The organism is Pantoea eucrina, from assembly GCF_020079945.1.
Classification (GTDB): domain Bacteria; phylum Pseudomonadota; class Gammaproteobacteria; order Enterobacterales; family Enterobacteriaceae; genus Pantoea; species Pantoea eucrina.
Map to the genome: position 1 here is coordinate 3,135,508 of NZ_CP083448.1, position 20,875 is coordinate 3,156,382.

Annotated in this window: 15 protein-coding genes; 9 read left to right on the top strand and 6 right to left on the bottom strand. The window is 56.3% G+C overall.

The window, feature by feature from the left end; translation table 11 throughout:
- Positions 1-21: 21 nt before the first annotated feature.
- Positions 22-1,956 carry a 3D-(3,5/4)-trihydroxycyclohexane-1,2-dione acylhydrolase (decyclizing) gene (iolD, locus tag LAC65_RS14960; protein ID WP_039380990.1) on the bottom strand — a complete coding sequence of 645 codons (1,935 nt, stop codon included), beginning with the start codon at positions 1,954-1,956 and terminating at the stop codon, positions 22-24.
- A gap of 537 nt (positions 1,957-2,493) precedes the next feature.
- Between iolD and LAC65_RS14965 the strand changes: the two genes are divergently transcribed.
- Together LAC65_RS14965 and LAC65_RS14970 are read left to right on the top strand one after the other, a co-directional pair.
- Positions 2,494-4,407, top strand: a complete 1,914-nt coding sequence (locus LAC65_RS14965; protein WP_039380993.1) for a bifunctional 5-dehydro-2-deoxygluconokinase/5-dehydro-2-deoxyphosphogluconate aldolase — start codon at positions 2,494-2,496, stop codon at positions 4,405-4,407.
- 260 nt (positions 4,408-4,667) lie between these two features.
- The gene (locus tag LAC65_RS14970) at positions 4,668-5,513 is read left to right on the top strand and encodes a MurR/RpiR family transcriptional regulator (protein ID WP_039380996.1); all 846 of its coding nucleotides are present in this window, start codon (positions 4,668-4,670) and stop codon (positions 5,511-5,513) included.
- Positions 5,514-5,570: 57 nt separating this feature from the next.
- On the opposite strand, the gene iolB is transcribed toward LAC65_RS14970, so the two are convergent.
- From iolB to LAC65_RS14985, 3 genes are all read right to left on the bottom strand, one after another.
- Positions 5,571-6,389 (bottom strand): 5-deoxy-glucuronate isomerase, encoded by an 819-nt coding sequence (gene iolB, locus LAC65_RS14975; RefSeq protein WP_039380998.1) that lies wholly within the window; start codon positions 6,387-6,389, stop codon positions 5,571-5,573.
- Positions 6,390-6,409: 20 nt separating this feature from the next.
- Positions 6,410-7,915 carry a CoA-acylating methylmalonate-semialdehyde dehydrogenase gene (locus tag LAC65_RS14980; protein WP_039381000.1) on the bottom strand — a complete coding sequence of 502 codons (1,506 nt, stop codon included), beginning with the start codon at positions 7,913-7,915 and terminating at the stop codon, positions 6,410-6,412.
- 405 nt (positions 7,916-8,320) lie between these two features.
- A complete protein-coding gene (locus tag LAC65_RS14985; protein ID WP_039381002.1) occupies positions 8,321-9,529 on the bottom strand; it encodes an MFS transporter in 1,209 nt (402 codons plus the stop codon).
- A gap of 204 nt (positions 9,530-9,733) precedes the next feature.
- On the opposite strand from LAC65_RS14985, the gene LAC65_RS14990 reads away from it, so the two are divergent.
- The 5 genes from LAC65_RS14990 to LAC65_RS15010 all read left to right on the top strand — a co-directional run bounded on the left by LAC65_RS14990 (position 9,734) and on the right by LAC65_RS15010 (position 16,282).
- Positions 9,734-10,801: an AI-2E family transporter gene (locus LAC65_RS14990; RefSeq protein ID WP_039381005.1), complete on the top strand. Its 1,068-nt coding sequence runs from the start codon at positions 9,734-9,736 to the stop codon at positions 10,799-10,801.
- A gap of 250 nt (positions 10,802-11,051) precedes the next feature.
- Positions 11,052-12,641 (top strand): EAL domain-containing protein, encoded by a 1,590-nt coding sequence (locus LAC65_RS14995; protein ID WP_039385661.1) that lies wholly within the window; start codon positions 11,052-11,054, stop codon positions 12,639-12,641.
- Between the two features lie 314 nt (positions 12,642-12,955).
- Positions 12,956-14,461: a glycine betaine/L-proline transporter ProP gene (gene proP / locus LAC65_RS15000; protein ID WP_039381007.1), complete on the top strand. Its 1,506-nt coding sequence runs from the start codon at positions 12,956-12,958 to the stop codon at positions 14,459-14,461.
- Between the two features lie 135 nt (positions 14,462-14,596).
- Entirely contained in the window at positions 14,597-15,574 is a 978-nt protein-coding gene (gene hemB, locus LAC65_RS15005) for a porphobilinogen synthase (RefSeq protein ID WP_039381009.1), read from the top strand.
- A 273-nt stretch (positions 15,575-15,847) separates the two neighbouring features.
- Positions 15,848-16,282 carry a helix-turn-helix domain-containing protein gene (locus LAC65_RS15010; protein ID WP_052246457.1) on the top strand — a complete coding sequence of 145 codons (435 nt, stop codon included), beginning with the start codon at positions 15,848-15,850 and terminating at the stop codon, positions 16,280-16,282.
- A gap of 48 nt (positions 16,283-16,330) precedes the next feature.
- On the opposite strand, the gene LAC65_RS15015 is transcribed toward LAC65_RS15010, so the two are convergent.
- Positions 16,331-16,678: a hypothetical protein gene (locus LAC65_RS15015; RefSeq protein ID WP_039381011.1), complete on the bottom strand. Its 348-nt coding sequence runs from the start codon at positions 16,676-16,678 to the stop codon at positions 16,331-16,333.
- Between the two features lie 269 nt (positions 16,679-16,947).
- Here LAC65_RS15015 and LAC65_RS15020 point away from each other — a divergent pair, with 269 nt between their 5' ends.
- Positions 16,948-17,892, top strand: a complete 945-nt coding sequence (locus tag LAC65_RS15020) for a glycosyltransferase family 32 protein (RefSeq protein ID WP_052246458.1) — start codon at positions 16,948-16,950, stop codon at positions 17,890-17,892.
- 3 nt (positions 17,893-17,895) lie between these two features.
- Here LAC65_RS15020 and LAC65_RS15025 read toward each other — a convergent pair whose 3' ends face one another.
- The gene (locus tag LAC65_RS15025) at positions 17,896-19,080 is read right to left on the bottom strand and encodes a BaiN/RdsA family NAD(P)/FAD-dependent oxidoreductase (protein WP_039381013.1); all 1,185 of its coding nucleotides are present in this window, start codon (positions 19,078-19,080) and stop codon (positions 17,896-17,898) included.
- Positions 19,081-19,321: 241 nt separating this feature from the next.
- Between LAC65_RS15025 and pitA the strand changes: the two genes are divergently transcribed.
- Positions 19,322-20,821, top strand: coding sequence for an inorganic phosphate transporter PitA (gene pitA, locus LAC65_RS15030; RefSeq protein WP_039381015.1), 1,500 nt, complete (start codon positions 19,322-19,324; stop codon positions 20,819-20,821).
- The last annotated feature ends 54 nt before the right edge of the window (positions 20,822-20,875 follow it).

A 20,875-nucleotide genomic window follows, 5' to 3' on the forward strand; every position in this document is an offset into this window, starting at 1 on the left:
GATCTGTGCCGGCCAGAAGCGTTAATATTTACGTGCCTGCTGAATGTGCTGATTCAGCTTGTCAGCGACCTGCTGCGTACGCTCAGATTCAGAGGTTTGCGCTACGCCGACGTTCCACCAGCTGAAATATTTGTGCACCATGGTTTTTGGCAGCACTTTGATATCAATCAGGGTGGAGACGCTTTGCTGCTGTGCGTCGGCCAGCGCCGCCTTCAGCTGCTCAAGCGTGGTGACGCGGTAGGTTTTGCAGCCGTATCCGGCGGCAATGGCCGCAAAGTCCACCGGCACAAAGCCGCCATCGAGCCGCCCCCCTTCCGGATTACGGAAGCGGAATTCGGTCGTAAAACTGTCCATACCGTGTTCCATCTGCAGGTTGTTAATGCAGCCGTTGGTCATGTTATCCAGCAGGATGACGTTGATCTTCGCGCCCTCCTGAATCGACGTCACCAGCTCTGAGTGCAGCATCATGAAAGAGCCATCACCGACCATGGCATAGACCTCACGCTGCGGCTGGGCCAGCTTTGCCCCCAGCGCGGCGTTGACTTCATAACCCATGCAGGAGTAGCCATACTCCACGTGATAGTCGTTGTAACTGCGGGTGCGCCAGACGCGCTGCAGGTCGCCCGGCAGGCTGCCCGCTGCGGCCACAATGACCGCGTCATCCGGCAGCTGCTCGTTCAGCGTGCCGAGCACGCTACTCTGCGTCAGCACAGATTGAGTAAGACGCTGAAATTCGGCAAACAGCGCGTCGCGATCGATATGGTCAGCAATTTCCGGAACGAAATCATCGCTGTTCCAGGTAGCAGCATAGACGCGCTGCGTCTCCTGCCGCAGCTGACGCTGCGCCTCTTCTATCTGATCGCCCCAGTGGCTTTCAAAGCCCTGCAGCTGCTGCGCCAGCGCGGTCAGCCCTTCGCGCGCATCGGCGAGCAGCTGCACGCCATCGAGCTTGTAGCTGTCGAAGTTGCTGACGTTAAGATTAAGGAAGCTGACCTCCGGATGGCGGAAAATCCATTTTGACGCGGTGGTGAAGTCGGTATAGCGGGTGCCGATACCGATAACCAGATCGGCCTCTTTCGCCAGCAGGTTAGCGGCCAGAGAGCCGGTTTCCCCCACGCCCCCCAGGTTCAGCGGATGTTCGGAACTCAGCGTGCCTTTACCCGCCTGCGTTTCCGCAAACGGAATCGCGAAGCGCTCAGCAAATTTCAGCAGCGCCTCGCCCGCTCCGGAGTATTTGACGCCACCGCCCACGACAATCAGCGGCTTGTGCTTGCGCGCAATCAGCGCCAGCGCAGCCTCAAGCTGCGCAGGAGAAGGAAGGCGGCGATCGAGCCGATGCACGCGCTTCTGAAAGAAGTAGTCCGGGAAATCCCACGCTTCGCCCTGTACATCCTGCGGCAGGGCGAGCGTCACTGCACCGGTTTCGGCGGGATCGGTCAGCACGCGCATGGCGTTAATACAGGCGGACATCAGCTGCTCCGGGCGGCTGATGCGATCCCAGTATTTGCTGACGGCGCGGAAAGCATCATTGGTACTGATACTTAAATCGTGGCTCTGTTCAATCTGCTGCAGCACCGGATCGGGCTGGCGGGTCGCAAACACATCTCCGGGGAGCAGCAGCAGCGGAATACGGTTAGCCGTGGCGGTTGCCGCAGCGGTAATCATGTTGGCCGCGCCCGGGCCTACCGACGAGGTACAGGCGATAATCTGACGGCGCAGCGACTGTTTGGCAAAGCCGGTCGCAGCATGCGCCATACCCTGCTCGTTGCGTCCCTGATACACAATCAGATCGCCGCTATCCTGCTCCAGCGCCTGACCCATACCGAGTACGTTACCGTGGCCGAAAATGGCGAACACGCCTTTCACAAACTTGCTCTCTGCGCCATCGACATTCAGATATTGATTATCGAGAAACTTCACCAGCGCCTGTGCCGTTGTCAGTCTGATCGTGCCCATATCTCTTTTCCTTTACTTGCCGGCATCCGCTGAGGAGCCTCGCGACCCGGAGCAGGCTGTCTGGCTGCCCCGTGCATAAGTGAAACATGCGGCGATTATAAACAAATATTTTTTCCATAAAATACAATTACAGAAGAAACATTTCATTTTGCGATGGAGATCAAATTCAGCAGAGTAAAGCGGCTGAGCAGCTGTTTCTGCGGGGCTAAAGTGGAACGAAGCCAGAAAGCGTGGCGTGGTTATGAATTTTTGTTTCACCCGGAAAGCTTCTGCTATTTACCTGATATTTCCTGCGATCGGCTTCACAGCCCGGAGATGCCGTGCCTGTTTACGACGTTACCTCTGCTCTGTTGCGCAGAGCGGTAATTTTACCTGGCTCACAAAATAAAGACGTATGTTTCATTTTATGTTGTTTATGAAATATTCATTCCTCATACTGATTTTCCAGCCAGTCAGGCATTCTGAGAACCCGACAGCAGCGCACCCGACACGGGTGATGATGTTCGTGCCTGCTTATCACAGAAGGAAACTATAGGTATGAGTACACAACAGAAGCGGCTTGATGTGATTTGTATCGGACGCATCGCCGTTGATCTCTATGGTCAGCAAATCGGTTCGCGCTTAGAGGATATGACCAGCTTTAATAAATATCTGGGTGGATCCTCAGGCAACGTGGCGTATGGCACGGCCATTCAGGGGCTGAAATCTGCGATGCTGGCGCGCGTCGGCGATGAACATAACGGCCGTTTTTTACGTGAAGAGCTGCAGCGCGTTGGCTGTAATACTGACGGCCTGATCACCGATAAAACGCGTCTGACCGGACTGGTGATCCTCGGCATTAAAGATGAAGAGACCTTTCCGCTGATCTTTTATCGCGATAACTGCGCGGATATGGGACTGGTGCCCGATGATATTCAGGAGGCGTTCATTACCTCTTCACGCGCGGTGGCGATTACCGGCACGCACCTTTCCCATCCGGATACCCGCGCCGCCGTGCTGAAAGCGCTTGATATTGCCCGCCGTAACGGGCTGCGTACCGCGCTGGATATCGACTATCGGCCGGTATTGTGGGGCCTGACCTCACTGGGCGACGGTGAGACGCGCTTTATTGAGTCGGGCCAGGTCACCCGCCAGCTGCAGGAGGTGCTGCACTATTTTGACCTTATCGTCGGCACTGAAGAGGAGTTTCACATTGCCGGCGGCAGTACCGATACGCTGACGGCACTGAAAAATGTGCGCCAGGCAAGCCAGGCCACGCTGGTGTGCAAGCGCGGTCCGCTGGGCTGCGTGGTGTTTGAGGGCGATATTCCGGACAGCTGGGAACAGACCCGGCTGCAGAGCGGCGTGCAGGTTGAAGTGCTGAACGTACTGGGTGCGGGCGACGCATTTATGTCTGGTCTGCTGCGCGGCTGGCTGAACGATGAGAGCTGGGAGCAGGCGTGTCGCTACGCGAATGCCTGTGGCGCGCTGGTGGTGTCGCGGCACGGCTGCGCGCCGGCAATGCCGACTAAAGCGGAGCTGGATGATTTCCTCTGCCGCGATCGTGAGGTTAAACGACCGGATCGCGATACGCACCTTACTCACCTGCACCGGGTCACCACGCGCCGGCAGCAGTGGCCGGAGCTGAATGTGTTCGCCTTCGACCACCGTAAACAGCTGGCTGATATGGCACAGGAAGCGGGCGTCAGCGAGGCGCGTATTCCGCAGTTAAAACTGCTGCTGCTGCAGGCGGCGCAGGAGGCGGCGGCAGAAGCGGGCCTGAACGAAAAGAGCGGCATTCTGGCCGATACCACCTACGGGCAGAAAGCGCTGAACGCGATCACCGGCAAAAAGTGGTGGATTGGTCGTCCAATTGAGCAACCCGGATCGCGCCCGCTGCGCCTGGAGCATGGCAATATCGGCTCGCAGCTGATCGACTGGCCGGCGGAGCACGTGGTGAAGTGCCTGGTGTTTTACCATCCGCACGACAGCGCTGCACTGCGCGATGAGCAGGATGCGCTGCTGCTGGATGTCTGGCGCGGCTGTAACAAGAGCGGGCATGAGCTGCTGGTAGAAGTGATCCTGCCGGAGAGCAATCCGGATCATAACGAGTCTTACTATCATGAGATGCTGAGCCACTTCTACAGCCTCGGCATTCAGCCCGACTGGTGGAAACTGCCGCCGCTCTCTGCAGAGAGCTGGCAGGCAATAGGTGCACTGATTGAACAGCAGGATCCATACTGTCGCGGCATACTGCTGCTTGGCCTGGACGCGCCGGAAGATAAGCTCAAAGCGGGCTTTGCCGCAGCGGCGCAGGCGGAGTGGGTAAAAGGATTTGCCGTCGGGCGCACCATCTTTGGTCAGCCGTCACGTCAGTGGCTGAAAGGTGAGCTGGATGACCAGACGCTGATTGCGACGGTAAAAGGCAACTATCTGCGCCTGATCGGCTACTGGCGCGCGGCGCGCGGGTAGGTCCGGCGCGCGCGGTTTCCGCACACCCTCTCCCCTGGCGGAGAGGGTGTCCCCCTCTGCTTCCGCTGTTTCCCCCTGCATCTCTTTCCGGACCCGATAACCTCACCGCAAACCACACTGCCGCCACGCGGTTTTGTGAGGTATTGCATAATCCAATGAAATAGATGCGCTGTTGATGACAATTGAATGAAATTTTCCATCCATCTGGTACTATAGCGCTCATTATCCAGCCATTTTTCTTTTGTAAACGGGCCGAAGCAATGACCAATAATCCAACCCAGCTCACTCTGCTACAGGACGATATTCGTCGTCGCTACGAGACACTGAGCAAGCGTCTGAAGCAGGTGGCTCGTTATATTCTCGATAACAGCAACAGTATTGCCTTTGATACCGTTGCCTCAATCGCTCAGCAGGCTGATGTCCCGCCCTCCACGCTGATCCGTTTTGCCAACGCTTTTGGCTTTAGCGGCTTCAATGAAATGAAACAGGTGTTTCGTCAGCATCTGATGGAAGAGACCGTTAATTATACCGAGCGCGCGCGCCTGTTTCGCCAGACGGCTACCGATGACAGCGCCAGCTCGCCGGAAAGCCCGATGGAGATCCTCAACGTCTTCACCATGGTTAACAGTCAGGCGTTGCAGCAGCTGGCGATGCAGATTAACCCTGAACAGCTCAACAAAGCGGTACAGATGCTGAATGAGGCGGAGAATATCTACATTATTGGCCTGCGTCGCTCCTTCAGCGTGGCTTCCTATCTGGTGTATGCGCTGCGACACCTTGAGCGCCGCGCGTTCCTGATTGACGGTCTCGGCGGCATGTTTGCCGAGCAGCTGAGCATGGTGAATCCCAAAGATGTGGTTATCGCTATCAGCTACTCGCCATACGCCCGCGAAGCCGTTGAGCTGGTCGAGCTGGGTGCCCGACGCGGCGCGCATCAGATCGCCATCACCGACAGTCAGGTTAGCCCGCTGGCCGCCTTCAGCGACGTCTGCTTTGTGGTACGTGAAGCGCAGGTTGATGGATTCCGTTCTCAGGTTGCCTCACTCTGCCTGGCGCAGACGCTGGCCGTGTCGCTGGCGCTGACTAACAGCAGCGAACCGGAATAACTGCACCCGTAAAAAAGGGCAGCGCGCTGGCTGCCCTCTTACCCTCCATACCGCGACTCAGCGGCTGCGTGGATAGCTATCGCTGTTTACCCAGGCGTGATCTTTCTCCCAGGTAAATTTCCACTGCCGTACCGGCCCCGCCATCACGTTAAGGTAGTAGTTGTCATAGCCCGCCAGCGTGGCGACCGGGTGGTAACCGCGTGGCACCATGACCACATCGCGATTGCCGGGCGCCACACAGACATCCAGCGAGCGATCGTCGGTGTAGACCCGCTGCATAGCAAAGCCGGGTTCCGGATCAAAGCGATGGTAGTAGGTCTCCTCCAGATAGGTCTCATCCGGGCTCGCTTTATCATCATGCTTATGGCTTGGCCAGGAGCTGGTCGCCCCTTCACCGGTATAGACCTCCACCACCAGCAGGCTGTCCGCCGCTTTGTTATCCGGCAAAATATTGTGCACCAGGCGCTGGTTACGTCCTTTGCCGCGATGCTCTATTCCTACCTCTTCTGGCGGGATAAGCCGGGCCGGCAGATCGCCATGCCCCGGTGCGCTGCATACGGCCAGTTCGAGATCGGTTTCTGCGGTGATCTCCGCCCGATCGTGGTGCGGCACATAGACTGACCACGGGGGAATGCGCTCAAACGGCGACATGCGCTTGCCGATACCGGCAAAGGCAGCGTGACGGGTTTTAACCGACGCCCGCCCGGCGACCAGCACCAGGCAGAGCTCTTTCTCACCGCTCTGCAGCGTCAGCGTCTCGCCCTGCTTTAGCAGGTAAGCCGCAAAGCCAACATATTCCCAGCCCGCGCTCTGTGGCGTGACGTGCTGAATACGACCGCTGCTGTCAGGCTGCTGTGCTTTTGAAATCAGGGACATGCTTTCCTCCTGTGACCGCCTTAACCCAGCGTCGGCATACTGAATTCCGATACGGTCTGCTGACCGCTGGGCCAGCGTACGGTGGCGGTTTTCATCCGCGTATAGAAGCGTACGCCATCCGGGCCGTGCACATTCAGCGCACCAAACACGGAACGTTTCCAGCCGCCAAAGCTGTGGAAGGCCATAGGGACCGGCACCGGAACGTTAACGCCCACCATGCCTGCCTCGACATTCTGAATAAACTCGCGCGCGGTGTGGCCATTGCTGGTAAAGATGGCGCTGCCGTTGCCAAACTCATGGCTGTTAACCAGCTGCAGTGCGCTGCTGAAGTCGCTGGCGCGCATAATGCTCAGCACCGGGCCGAAGATCTCCTCACGCCAGATCACCATATCGGAGGTGACATTATCGAACAGCGTGCCGCCAACATAGTAGCCCTCTTCATGACCCGCGACCCGGATAGTCCGGCCATCGACCACCAGCTTCGCTCCCTCCTGCTCACCTTTATCAATGTAGCCGAGCACTTTTTTCTGATGCGCGGCAGAGACCACCGGTCCCATCTCATTCTCTTCTGCGCCCTGCTGTATGCCGGGCCCCACGCGCAGCGCTTTGATCAGCGGCATCAGGCGGGCGATCAGTTTGTCCGCGGTATCATCGCCGACGGCAACCACCACCGGCAGCGCCATGCAGCGCTCGCCCGCTGAGCCAAACGCACCGCCCATGATGGCATTGACGGTGGCATCCAGATCGGCATCCGGCATGACGATAGCGTGGTTTTTCGCTGCGCCAAACGCCTGTACGCGTTTGCCGTGCGCGCTGGCCGTTTTATAGATGTGCTCCGCAACGCCGGACGAGCCGACAAAGCTGACGGCCGCGATGCGCGGATCTTTATACAGCTGCTCTGCGTCATCATTAGATGAGTGCACAACGTTGAATACGCCATCCGGCAGGCCCGCTTCTTTCAGCAGCTCCGCCATACGCACCGATGCGGACGGATCCAGAGCCGGTGGTTTGAGAATAAAGGTATTTCCGCACGCCAGTGCGATCGGGAACATCCAGAGCGGCACCATCGCCGGGAAGTTAAATGGTGTAATGCCTGCCACCACGCCCACCGGTTGCATCAGTGAGTAGCTGTCAACGCCGGTGCCTACGCCCGGCGAATTTTCGCCTTTCAGCAGGTGCGGAATGCCGCAGGCAAACTCAATCACCTCAATACCGCGCGTCAGCTCACCAAGCGCATCTGACCAGACCTTGCCATGTTCTGAGACGATCAGCGCTGCCAGCTCATCACGGTGCTTTTCCATCAGCGCTTTGAAATTAAACATGACGCGCGCACGACGCAACGGCGCGGTTTTCGACCATTCCGGAAAGGCAGCGTGCGCGACCGCAATCGCCTGCTCAACTTCTGCAGCGGTGCTTTGCGTCAGCTCACGCACCACTTTGCCGGTTGCCGGATCGTAAACCGGGATGGTTTCATTACTGGCGCTGTGCGTGATGCTGCCACCGATAAAGTTTCCAATAATAGTCATGTCGATGCCTCATTGATGTAAAGAGCCCTGCAGGCAGCAAAGGGTTTGCGTCAGGCTACCCGGGCAGGTGAGATGAAAAGCGTGCTATGAAGCTATTACAATGAAATAAATTTTTCAAATAATCTTTTTTGGAAGATTTTCTTTTAGCGGGCTGGATCGCATTTTTTCTGGCTGACGCGGCGCTGATTAGTCTCATCAGCCAAATTTTTGCATACTGCAGATAACATTGCTGGCACATTTTTGCGAGGCAGATCTACTGTTTTACATTTCATTATTTACTTATTTTGAAACAAATGTTCTCCTCTTTTCCATCAGTATCTCTGCCTGCACGAGGTGCTCAGCGATCCTTATCCGTGTCCCTCAGGGATACTTTTGCCGTTGCTGGCCCCGGTCGGGGCCTTTTTTTTATGGCGTGTCCGCGCTGTCCGGCTGACGGGATTTCAGCATATACAGCGTGCAGCCCAGCGCGACACAGACCAGCAGCGCCGTCAGCAGATAGACCAGCGACACGCCGGCATAGCTCATAATCAGGCCAGCAAGGGGCCCCGTGATGCCCAGCGCCAGATCCATAAAGGCGGTATAGGTTGCCAGCGCACTGCCCTGATTCTGCTGCGGCACCGCTTTGACCGCAACGACGCCGATAGCCGGAAATACCAGAGAAAAGCCTGCGCCGGTCAGAAAGGCCCCCAGTTTCGCCATCCACGGTTCAACCGCACCTGCGACCAGAAACAGGCCCGCCGCTTCAATGGCAAAGCAGACGCTGGCGACGCGCAACCCACCCCATTTGTTAATCGCATCCGGAAACAGCAGGCGCATGCCCACGAACGCGCTGCTGAACAGCGTCAGGGCAAAAGCGGCCCCTTCCCAGCCACGTTCACGGTAGAACAGGGTAATAAAGGTCGCAATCACGCCAAATCCGGCTGACCCCATCGCCAGCAGCACACCATAGCCATATATTTTTCCCAGGACCGCACGGAACGGCAGCGGGCGCGCTTTACTGCCTTTAACCGCCGCACGCGGCAGCGCCATCACCATCGCCAGCAGACTAATGGCCACAATAACCCCCGAAAGCTGCAGCAGCCCGCCGCTGCGAAACAGCGCAACGCCCAGCGGCGCACCCAGCGCCATGGCACCGTAGGTGACAATGCCGTTCCAGGAGATGACGCGTCCGATATGCAGAGAACCCGCTTTCGCCACGCCCCACAGCGACGTCCCGGTGCCGCAAAAGCTCTGACCGACGCCAAGAATTATGCGCCCCAGGCAGAGCAGCGTCAGGCTAAGTAGCGCCTGCTCCTGCGCCAGAGCGGAGAAGAGCATACAGAGACCGCTCAGCAGGCTGCCTGCCAGCCCCACCACCACCACGCGCTTGGGCCCCCAGCTATCGGCAAAACGTCCGGCATACGGCCGGCTGAGCAGCGTGGCGATATACTGCAGGCTGATCACCACCCCGGCCCAGAAAGCGCTATACCCCAGATTGTCATGAACGAACCCAGGCAGCACCGCCAGCGGCAGCCCGATGGTCAGATAGGTGGCAAAATTAAACTTCACAATAGAAAGAATCTGCAGATTCAGCCGGAGACGGCTCTGTTCCGCAGCAGCAGGCAGGTCAGGCATAGATAAACGCGCTCACAACAGGCATTTGATAACAGAAAATTAACTATACGCCTTTTCAGAGGGCATGCATCTGCTGAACGCCCTGGATCGCGGCCCGGTTTCTGGCGCTGTGCCCTGGCGCCAGCCCGGCCTGCACGTGTATAAACAATCTCTTACCCGCCTTCAGCTACACTTGGATCAGAAAAATTCCCCGCAGGAGCAGCAATGAACGAAAAGCCACAGGAGAGAATTGGCCAGAACATTCTGGTCAAGCTGGCGATGTTAGTCATTATTCTGGCAGGCATCCGCGCTGCGTCAGACATACTCGTCCCCTTTCTGCTCGCCAGTTTTCTGGCCATCGTGCTGAACCCGCTGGTCAGCTCGCTGATGCGGCGTGGGTTACGCCGCGGCGTAGCTATCTCACTGGTGATTACCGTTATCTTTATTATGATGCTGCTGCTGGTCGCTGTGCTGGCAAGCTCAGTCGGTGAATTCAGCGATACCTATCCGCAGATCCGCACCATGCTGGAGCAGAAGCTGACAGTTATCCAGCATCTGGCGGCGGGTTTTCATATTAATATTTCAACCGAAACGCTGGCGCAGCACTTTGACCCGAATCTGATCATGAACATGGCGACCACGGTACTGGCGCAGTTTTCCGGCGCGATGACCAATATTGTGCTGCTGATCCTGACGGTAGTATTTATGCTGTTTGAAGTGCACCATCTGCCCTATAAAATGCGTAACGCCCTGACAAACCCGCAGATCCGTATTGCGGGCCTGCATAAAGCGCTAAAAGGCGTCACCCATTATCTGGCTCTGAAAACGCTGGTAAGCCTGATAACCGGTTTTTCTGTATGGCTGGTTCTGCTGCTGCTGGACGTGAAGTTTGCGCTCTTCTGGGGCGTGGTGGCTTTCATACTTAATTTTATCCCCAATATCGGCCCGATTATCGCCGGCATCCCGCCGTTTATTCAGGCGCTGGTGCTGAATGATATTTACGATGCGATGCTGGTCGCGTTTTTGTTCAGCGCAATCCATATGGTATTTGGCAATATGCTGGAACCGCGTCTCATGGGGCGCGGGCTGGGCCTGTCCACACTGGTGGTTTTTCTGTCGCTGATTTTCTGGGGCTGGCTGCTGGGGCCGGTCGGCATGCTGCTGTCGGTGCCGCTGACCAGCGTCACAAAAATTCTGATGGAAACTACGCCAGGCGGCAGCCGGCTGGCGATCATGCTTGGTACCGGCAGGCCGCGCCTGAAACGACGCGAGCCGCAGCGGCAGATCAAATAGCATCCGGTCTCGCCACCGTTTGCTATTAGCGATCAATACCTCTTTATCGCTGCTTTTAACCGCAAAAAAACGATTTATCCGCTGGATAAACGCAAATTGAGCGGGGAAAAGCAGGCGATAAGCGCAACGGACAGCGAGCGTTAACGCCAGCGGGCGGCATCGCGGACGATTCGCAGCCCTGCAGAGCGTAAAGAAGATGCTATGCTGCTGGCGCGGCTGATGAATGCCTAACCCCACCGAGGAGAGTCTGGTGCCTCTGCGAAGAAAACGTCGTGATTTTGGCTGGCTCTATATTATCTGCGCCGGACTGCTGCCGCTGGTGCTGGGCATCGTCTGCACGGCGATTGAAGCGCGCCACATGGTCAGGCAGCAGCAGGAGGCAACAGCCAATATTCTGCTGGCTCAGGCCGAGAAAATGAGCGACAACGCCTGGAATATAATCGCTGAACTGCAGCAATATCATCAGCTTCCCTGCGGGGATATTGAAAAACACCTGCAGCGTATCGGCACGCTCAACGCCTATTTTCGCTCGGTGGGAACGTCACAGGGTAATACGATTACCTGCTCCTCAGCTTACGGCACACACAACAGTACGCTTGAAACGATGATGATGCGTACGCTGCCGGTAACCGGTAAAGCTGCATGGAGCCTCTCGCTGCCAGGTACCTCGGGCGTACCGCATCGTCCGGCGGTGATTTTCGCGCGTCAGCTACCGGACAGCAGCGGCTTCTGGGCCGTTATTGATGGCCAGTATCTGATGGACTTTATGCATGCCATCGGAGCATCCCGCGGCTATCAGATGAGCCTGCAGTTCAGCGAAGGCGCGATTATCGCCAGCGGCAACCATAAAACGCCAGCTGAACACTATATGCAGAGCACCCTGCTGCAGAGTGAGTCGCAGCGTTACCCTATCCGCGTCAGCGTAACGGTGCCACCGGCAGAGCTGATCGCCGCCTGGCGTCAGGCACTGTTTATCTTTCTGCCGATGGCCGCCATCTTCTCAATCATGCTGATGATACTGACGGCAAACTGGCTGCGCCGGCGTATCTCCTGGGCAGATGAGATCCGCCGTGCTATGCGTAATCGTCAGTTTTCGGTTCACTATCAGCCGGTCTACAGCAACACTCTGGCGCGCTGTTCCGGCGCGGAAGCGCTGCTGCGCTGGCAGCTGCCTAACGGTGAAATGGTGCGGCCCGATATCTTTATTGCTCATGCGGAGTCGGAAGGGGTAATTGTGGAACTGACCCGCCATCTGCTGGATCTGATGAGTGAAGATATCGCCCGCTGGCCGGTAATGCCAGGCTTTCATCTCGGGTTTAATCTGGCGGCAGATCATCTGCAACATGCAGAGTTTACTGAGGATATCATGCAATTTGCGCACGCTATCCAAGATAATCAGATGCTGCTCACGCTTGAACTTACCGAGCGCAGCCTGATCCAGGATGGCGAAGCGGTGGCGCGCAAGCTGCGTTTTCTGCAGGCGCAGGGCATGAAAGTTGCCATTGACGATTTCGGCACCGGGCACTGCTCCCTCTCTTATCTGATGACCTTCCCGCTCGACTACCTGAAGATCGATCGCGGCTTTATCAATGCCATTGAAGGGCTGGAGATCGAAACGCCGGTGCTGGATGCAATTATTAATCTCTGCCATAAACTGAAGCTGGAGGTGCTGGGCGAAGGGGTGGAAACCGCGCTGCAGCTCGCCTATCTGCAGCAGCGTCAGGTCACGTTTATTCAGGGCTATTATTATGCCCGTCCTGTCGCCAGTCAGACCTTTCTGCGCTGGCTGGAAGAGCATGGCAGTGAGCCGCTGACCGGTATCGTCTCTGCACCGCGCTGACCTCACCACAGCCCGCATGACATGCGGGTTATGTCAAAAAAAGTAAAATATTTTTTACCTCTCTGACACCGCTTTACGACCATATAATTAGCTAAAAAGTAACCACTTACTGGCTAAAACATGACAAATATCACACAAAAACGGTATACTCTGTCGCGGGTCGCAATAATTACCCGTGTAATTATTGCTATGGCTGGCCAGGGAAAAACCCGTTTTCACGGCTATGCTTTAATTTTCTCAACGCCGCGGACTGAGTTGATAGCAGACAGCCGGCGGCGTTGAGGATTTTTCGAATTCCAATACAGGGTAACATCATGAAATTACGTAGGAAGCGTGTAAAACCTATCGGGCTGGATGACGTCACCATTATCGATGACGCCCGCTTACGCAAGGCTATTACTGCGGCATCGCTGGGTAATGCGATGGAGTGGTTCGACTTTGGTGTCTATGGCTTTGTTGCCTATGCGCTGGGTAAAGTCTTTTTCCCGGATGCCTCTCCGGGCGTGCAGATGATCGCGGCGCTGGGTACCTTTTCGGTTCCGTTCCTGATCCGTCCGCTGGGTGGTCTGTTCTTCGGCATGCTGGGCGATAAGTATGGCCGCCAGAAAATTCTCTCTATCACCATTGTTATTATGTCGGTCAGTACCTTCTGTATCGGCCTGATCCCCTCTTACGCCTCTATCGGCATCTGGGCACCGATTCTGCTGCTGCTGGCCAAAATGGCCCAGGGCTTCTCGGTCGGCGGCGAGTATACCGGCGCATCGATTTTTGTCGCAGAGTACTCCCCGGACCGTAAACGCGGCTTTATGGGCAGCTGGCTCGACTTCGGCTCTATCGCCGGTTTCGTGCTGGGTGCAGGCGTTGTGGTGCTGCTCTCGACTATCGTCGGCGAAGCTAACTTCCTTGAGTGGGGCTGGCGCGTGCCGTTCTTCCTGGCGCTGCCGCTGGGCCTGATTGGCCTCTATCTGCGCCATGCGCTGGAAGAGACCCCGGCTTTCCAGCAGCACGTTGATGGTCTGGAGCAGGGTGACCGTGACGGCCTGCGCGATGGCCCGAAAGTGTCGTTCAAAGAGATCGCCACCAAACACTGGAAAAGCCTGCTGGCCTGTATCGGTCTGGTGCTTGCCACCAACGTGACCTACTACATGCTGCTGACTTACATGCCGAGCTACCTGTCACATAACCTGCACTACTCAGAAGATCATGGGGTGCTGATTATCATCGCCATCATGATGGGTATGCTGTTTGTACAGCCGATCATGGGCATGCTGAGCGACCGCTTCGGCCGTCGTCCGTTTGTTATCCTCGGCAGTATTGCGCTGTTCTTCTGTGCGATCCCGGCGTTTACGCTGATTAACAGTAACGTGCTGGGCCTGATTTTTGCCGGCCTGCTGCTGCTGGCGGTGATCCTCAACGCCTTTACCGGCGTGATGGCCTCTTCGCTGCCGGCGATGTTCCCGACGCATATCCGCTACAGCGCGCTGGCCAGTGCATTCAACATCTCGGTTCTGGTGGCCGGTCTGACGCCAACTATTACCGCCTGGGCAGTAGAAGCCAGCAATAACCTCTATATGCCTGCCTACTATCTGATGGTGGTTGCTGTCGTGGGTCTGATCACCGGTCTCTATATGAAAGAGACGGCGAACAAACCGCTGCGTGGCGCCACGCCTGCGGCATCTGACCTGGATGAAGCCCGTGAGATCCTGCAGGAGCATCACGACAACATCGAACAGAAGATTGAAGATATTGATGCCGAGATCGCACGCCTTGAGGCTAAACGCCGCAACCTGGTCGATCAGCATCCGGTTATTAAAGAGTAATATTCACCAGTCCCGCCGCCCGGCGGGACTTTTTTATCTCCCGTCTCCGCCTCTCAGCAGCACACATTCTTCATTACCCGACGTGAAAAAGAGTAAACTGTAGTCACTATTTTCATCCAAAAAAGTTGTGTGAACATGTCTGAATTTAATCTGATCCAGCGCCCGAGAAGGCTGCGTAAAAGCGCCTCTATGCGCGCAATGTTCCAGGAATCCGGCCTTAGCATCAACGATCTGGCGCTGCCGATCTTTGTTGAAGAAGAGGTGGATGACTATGTGCCGATCAACGCTATGCCAGGCGTGATGCGAATTCCGGAAAAACGTCTCGCGTATGAAATTGAGCGTATTGCCAAAGCGGGTATCCGCTCGGTAATGACCTTCGGTATTTCGCATCATACCGACGCCACCGGCAGCGATGCATGGCAGGAGAATGGCCTGGTCGCGCGTATGGCGCGTATCTGTAAAGATACCGTGCCGGAGATGATCGTGATGTCCGACACCTGCTTCTGTGAATACACCAGCCACGGCCACTGCGGTGTGCTGTGCGATCACGGCGTGGATAATGACCAGACGCTGATCAATCTGGGCAGGCAGGCGGTAGTAGCCGCGCAGGCGGGTGCTGACTTCATTGCCCCTTCAGCGGCAATGGATGGTCAGGTTAAGGCGATTCGTCAGGCGCTGGATGGGGCGGGCTTTACGGATACGGCGATTATGTCCTACTCCACTAAGTTTGCCTCTTCGTTCTACGGCCCGTTCCGTGAGGCCGCTGGCACGGCGCTGAAAGGCGATCGCAAGACCTATCAGATGAACCCGATGAACCGGCGTGAAGCGATCCGCGAATCCCTGCTGGATGAAGCCGAAGGGGCGGATTCGCTGATGGTTAAACCTGCCGGCGCCTATCTCGACATTCTGCGTGATATTCGCGAACGCACCACGCTGCCGCTGGCTGCCTACCAGGTGAGCGGTGAATATGCGATGATCAAGTTCGCCGCGCAGGCGGGTGCGATTGACGAGCGTAATGTCGTACTGGAAAGTCTGGGCGCCATTAAGCGTGCCGGTGCCGACCTGATATTCAGCTACTTTGCGCTGGATCTCGCCGAGCAGAAAGTGCTCTGATAAGCACTCTTCAGCCTGGCGGTCGCTATCGCCGGGCTGCTGATTTACACAATAATCGTGAGCACGTGAACCGCTTTTTCTGATCGAAATTTAAATAAATAACGCTGCTTTTATTCTGTTATTTCCAGAAATAACGGTAAAGTATTTATATAAAAACAAGACCATTCTTGATATGAGAATATATTAATCAAAAGCAGAAAAATAATTTAGCATGCCGCTATTTTATGCCGTTTAATTAACCTTCATAATAACGAGTGAAGGGAAAACATCGGCATGAAGCAGAAATATAATCAGCAAGTTATCGCCATAATAAAAGAGTGGATCACCGATAATCTGGAGCAGCGCCTGAGCATCGACGATATTGCACAGAAATCAGGATATTCGAAATGGTATCTGCAGAAATTATTTGCCCGCTATTATAGTGAAACGCTGGCGCGTTATATTCGCCGGAAAAAACTGACCCACTGTATTGCGGATCTTAAATACAGCGACACGCCGATTATTCGCCTGGCGCTGAAATACCATTTTGAAAGCCAGCAGTCGCTGACCCGTTCGTTTAAGCAGACGCTGGGTTGCACGCCGCTGCAGTGCCGCAGGCGCAGGTTGAGTCACGAAGCGGAAGCGCATATCCGCAACAGTGACGACCCCTGTGCGATTTGCCGGCGTATGGAGGGTAAACCGGGCTCTCCGGATGAAGACCCGCTGTGATCGGCCGGCAATACGCTTCGCGCCGGCCGCAGAGAAGCGCAATCGCTTTTATGCCACTGGCTTACCCGGCAGCATCACGGCTGACATGATCTGCCGGCAGCGCAGCGCCTCCTGACGCGCCTGCTGCTGCTGCGGCAAGGCCAGATCCTGCCACACCTGCTGTAGATGGGTTGCCAGGCCAGGCTGGAAGCGGATTTTCTGCAGCGCGTAATCGGAGTTACCGCCTTCAATAATCTGTTGCATCGCCTGCGGGCTGTTATCGCGCCCGTCGTGGGTCAGCGTACAGAATACAGCAATATAATAAGCTTTATCTTCATCATCATAATGTGGCATCAGCCACCATACGGCTGCGCTCAGCAAAATCAGCACCGGCAGCAGAAATTTCATTTTTAACATAGTGTCACAGGATCGGCGGAGTAAAAAACCTGGCGATAATAGCAGATTAGCAGTCCGGCTACCCGCACGCGTGAGCCATCCGCGCCGGTTTCTGCGGATTCTCTTAAAGTTGTTGTTTTACGGTTTATTGATTGAGCAACTTCCCGCCCTTTGTTAATTTTAAAACTTCATTTCGCGCCGCTCAGGGTGCATTCAGGACGTTGCCACAGGGCCAGTTTTTTTGCCTGCATAAAAACTGCGATAGCTGACGGCCTGCGACAGGAAAAAGCATGAACAAAAATAACGTTAAAACCCATCTGGTCTCGCTGGGTCTGCGGGCAGAGAAGATGCTGACGCGGCGTAAACAGCTGGCAAGCTATAATCCGCGCGATGAGCAGGATATCGATATGTGCAGCCAGCCCGCCACCGGCACGCCGATCCCGCAGCAGATCTGGATGTACTGGGAGAGCGAAACGCTGCCCGCTGAAGTGCAGATTTTTGTGGATAAAATTGTCCGGGAAAACCCGGGTTACCAGATGACGGTGATTAACAATCGCAATCTCGCCCACTATCTGCCGGACCTGCAGTTTACGCATCCCGATATGCGTCCGTCGCACAAAAGCGATGTTATCCGCCTGGAGCTGCTTTACCGCTATGGCGGCATCTGGATGGATGCCACCATTATCCTCAACCGTACGCTGGATACGCTGCTGGCCGTTAACGCCGACTCGCGTTACGACCTGATTGCGTTTTATCGTGCCGGTTCAACGCACGATATGGCTTATCCGGTGATTGAGTCGTGGTTTCTTGCGGCTCCGGCGAACAATGCCTTTATTGGCCGCTGGCTGCACTATTTCCGCCCGATTGTGACGCTGGGGGCGGAGGCTTTCTTCCGGCAGCTGCTGGCGCAGCCTGACTATGACACCCTGGTGCAGGGGATTACGCCACCCGACTATCTGGTAGTCTATCTGGCGCAGCAGCAGGCGCTGCGCGAAAGCAATCATTACAATCTTTATCTGCGCAAGTGCGAAGCCAGCGCGCTGCTTTATCAAAGCCTGAGCGAGTGGCGTCCGGTCCGGCTGAGCCGCATGCTGATGGTCGATCGTCTGCCTGAGGTGCTGCCGCCGTTAACCAAACTCACCGGCTTCGATCGCAAATATCTCGCCACCAACCTGAAATATGGCGTGGTCAACCGCGACAGCCTGCTGGGACAGCTGCTGCTGAGCCGCCGGTAATGCTCAGAGCGCCTGGGCGCAGGCCCAGGCGGAACTCCACGCCCACTGGAAATTGTAGCCCCCCAGCCAGCCGGTCACGTCCGCAACTTCACCAATGAAATAGAGGCCCGGCACATCGCGCGCCTCCATGGTTTTTGAAGAGAGCTGGGTGGTATCGACGCCTCCCAGCGTGACCTCTGCGGTGCGATAACCTTCGGTGCCGTTTGGCTGTACCCGCCACTGGTGCAGTAACTGCGCCAGTTCAGCCTGCTGTTTGCTGTTGAGCTGCTTCAGGGTGGCATCCGGAATCGAATTCATCGCCTGCAGAACTTCCACCAGTCGCTTCGGCAGGATTTTCGCCAGGCTGTTTTTCAGGCTGAGATTAGGATGCGCACTGCGCTGCTCATCAAGGTAGTCGGTCAGCGCCAGCGCAGGCAGCAGGTTGACGCTGATAAACTCGCCTGGCTGCCAGTAGCTGGAAATCTGCAGCACTGCCGGACCCGAGAGACCGCGATGGGTAAACAGCATCGCTTCCTTAAACAGCGTGCCATTCTGCGCTTCGATGGTGGCCGGCAGCGCGACGCCCGACAGGGTGCTGAGCTGCTCCAGCAGCGGCTTATGCAGCGTAAACGGCACCAGTCCGGCGCGGGTCGGGTAGACGCGCAGACCAAACTGCTCCGCCACTTTGTAACCAAACGGCGACGCACCCAGCCCCGGCATCGACAGCCCGCCGCTGGCGATCACCAGCTTCTCTGCCCATACTTCTGCGCCATTAAGCTGCAGCCGGAATCCCCCGCCGTCACGCTCCGTGCTCAGCACTTCGCTGCGCAGCCGCAGCGTCACCGCACCCGCCTCGCACTCTTTCAGCAGCATATCGACAATCTGCTGCGCGGAGTCATCACAGAACAGCTGACCCAGCGTTTTTTCATGCCACGCGATACCGTACCGGTTGACCAGATCGATAAAATCCCACTGGGTATAACGCGCCAGCGCAGATTTGCAGAAGTGCGGGTTGTGCGACAGGTAGGCCGCCGGCTCGGTATACAGATTGGTAAAGTTGCAGCGGCCGCCGCCTGACATCAGAATCTTACGGCCCGCTTTTTTGCCGTTATCCAGCAGCAGTACGCGGCGCCCGCGCTGTCCCGCCTGCGCTGCACAGAACATCCCGGCAGCACCTGCCCCTATTACGATAACGTCAAACTTTTCCACTGCGATGTCCACCTGATTACGAAAGGCGCTGATTGTAGTGATCTGCGGCTTTTTGCGCCACCTTCAAAAAAATGCCGTAAATATGTCATAATGTAACTGTTTCATTTTTCGGCTCTTTTACCTTGTTTTGTCCTCTGAGTTACCAATTTAAGACAAAAAAAGGCTATATTTCTCTTTCCCATACAGTGCGTTGTCGCAGATAATGCGCCGCGTTCATGTCCTCCAAAATGGCGTAACGTTTATGCTACATCTGTTTGCTGGTCTTGACCTGAGTACCGGCCTGTTATTGGTTCTTGCCCTGCTGTTTGTATTGTTTTATGAGGCAATCAACGGCTTCCATGACACAGCCAACGCGGTTGCTACCGTCATCTACACCCGTGCGATGCGGGCGCAGCTGGCAGTGGTGATGGCAGGTGTGTTTAACTTTTTTGGCGTGCTGCTCGGCGGTCTGAGCGTGGCCTACGCCATCGTACATATGCTTCCTACCGACCTGCTCCTGAATGTCGGTTCGGCGCACGGCCTCGCCATGGTCTTTTCCATGCTGCTGGCTGCCATTATCTGGAACCTCGGCACCTGGTATCTGGGCCTGCCGGCCTCCAGCTCCCATACGCTGATTGGCGCCATTATCGGTATTGGTCTCACCAATGCGCTGATGACCGGCACCTCTGTAGTGGATGCGCTCAATCTGCCAAAAGTGATCAATATCTTCCTGTCGCTGATCCTGTCACCGATTATTGGATTGATCATCGCCGGCGGCCTGATTTTCCTGCTGCGCCGCTACTGGAGCAGTACGAAAAAACGCGCGCGTATTCATATGACCCCCGCTGACCGTGAAAAGATCGATGGCAAGAAAAAGCCGCCGTTCTGGACGCGCATCGCGCTGATTGTTTCGGCCATCGGTGTCAGCTATTCACACGGCGCTAACGACGGACAGAAAGGCATTGGTCTGATCATGCTGGTGCTGATTGGCGTAGCTCCGGCAGGTTTTGTCGTGAATATGAACGCGTCCGGTTATGACATCACCCGCACGCGCGATGCGGTTAATCATCTGGAGCAGTATTACCGCCAGCACGGCGATTCGCTGACGCATATTGTGCAGATGGCACCGCCTGCGCTGCCGACGCCGGAAGAAGTGCCGAGCGGTCCGCAGGAGTTCCACTGTGACAGCGCCCGTGCGCTGCAGGCTATCGGCCGGGCCCAGGGCCTGCTGAACAATCTGCAGAGCTACGATCAGCTCTCTGTCGATCAGCGCAGCCAGATGCGTCGTCTGCTGCTGTGCATCTCTGACACGGCGGATAAGGCGGCCAAGCTGCCGGAAACCGGCGCGGATGATAAGCGCTTCCTCAGCAAGCTGAAGGGCGATCTGCTTGGCACCATCGAGTATGCCCCGGTCTGGATTATCGTGGCCGTGGCGCTGGCGCTGGGTATCGGCACCATGATTGGCTGGCGTCGTGTGGCGACCACCATCGGTGAAAAAATCGGTAAGAAAGGCATGACCTATGCGCAGGGTATGTCGGCGCAGGTGACTGCCGCCGTATCGATTGGCGTGGCAAGCTATACCGGTATGCCGGTTTCAACCACACATATCCTCTCCTCCTCTGTGGCCGGCACCATGCTGGTTGACGGCGGCGGACTGCAGAGTCGCACCATCAAAAATATCGCCATGGCGTGGATCTTCACGCTGCCGGTCTGTATTTTGCTCTCGGGCGGACTCTACTGGATTGCGCTGCATCTGATTTGATACCGCACTATTCCGGCAAAAGGGCGACAGCAGTGTCGCCCTTTTTTATTGCCT

What these genes read in the sequence shown, in the direction of transcription:
- iolD (WP_039380990.1), bottom strand. Translation starts at nt 1,956, where the DNA reads ATGGGCACGATCAGACTGACAACGGCACAGGCGCTGGTGAAGTTTCTC.
- LAC65_RS14965 (WP_039380993.1), top strand. Translation starts at nt 2,494, where the DNA reads ATGAGTACACAACAGAAGCGGCTTGATGTGATTTGTATCGGACGCATC.
- LAC65_RS14970 (WP_039380996.1), top strand. Translation starts at nt 4,668, where the DNA reads ATGACCAATAATCCAACCCAGCTCACTCTGCTACAGGACGATATTCGT.
- iolB (WP_039380998.1), bottom strand. Translation starts at nt 6,389, where the DNA reads ATGTCCCTGATTTCAAAAGCACAGCAGCCTGACAGCAGCGGTCGTATT.
- LAC65_RS14980 (WP_039381000.1), bottom strand. Translation starts at nt 7,915, where the DNA reads ATGACTATTATTGGAAACTTTATCGGTGGCAGCATCACGCACAGCGCC.
- LAC65_RS14985 (WP_039381002.1), bottom strand. Translation starts at nt 9,529, where the DNA reads ATGCCTGACCTGCCTGCTGCTGCGGAACAGAGCCGTCTCCGGCTGAAT.
- LAC65_RS14990 (WP_039381005.1), top strand. Translation starts at nt 9,734, where the DNA reads ATGAACGAAAAGCCACAGGAGAGAATTGGCCAGAACATTCTGGTCAAG.
- proP (WP_039381007.1), top strand. Translation starts at nt 12,956, where the DNA reads ATGAAATTACGTAGGAAGCGTGTAAAACCTATCGGGCTGGATGACGTC.
- hemB (WP_039381009.1), top strand. Translation starts at nt 14,597, where the DNA reads ATGTCTGAATTTAATCTGATCCAGCGCCCGAGAAGGCTGCGTAAAAGC.
- LAC65_RS15010 (WP_052246457.1), top strand. Translation starts at nt 15,848, where the DNA reads ATGAAGCAGAAATATAATCAGCAAGTTATCGCCATAATAAAAGAGTGG.
- LAC65_RS15015 (WP_039381011.1), bottom strand. Translation starts at nt 16,678, where the DNA reads ATGTTAAAAATGAAATTTCTGCTGCCGGTGCTGATTTTGCTGAGCGCA.
- LAC65_RS15020 (WP_052246458.1), top strand. Translation starts at nt 16,948, where the DNA reads ATGAACAAAAATAACGTTAAAACCCATCTGGTCTCGCTGGGTCTGCGG.
- pitA (WP_039381015.1), top strand. Translation starts at nt 19,322, where the DNA reads ATGCTACATCTGTTTGCTGGTCTTGACCTGAGTACCGGCCTGTTATTG.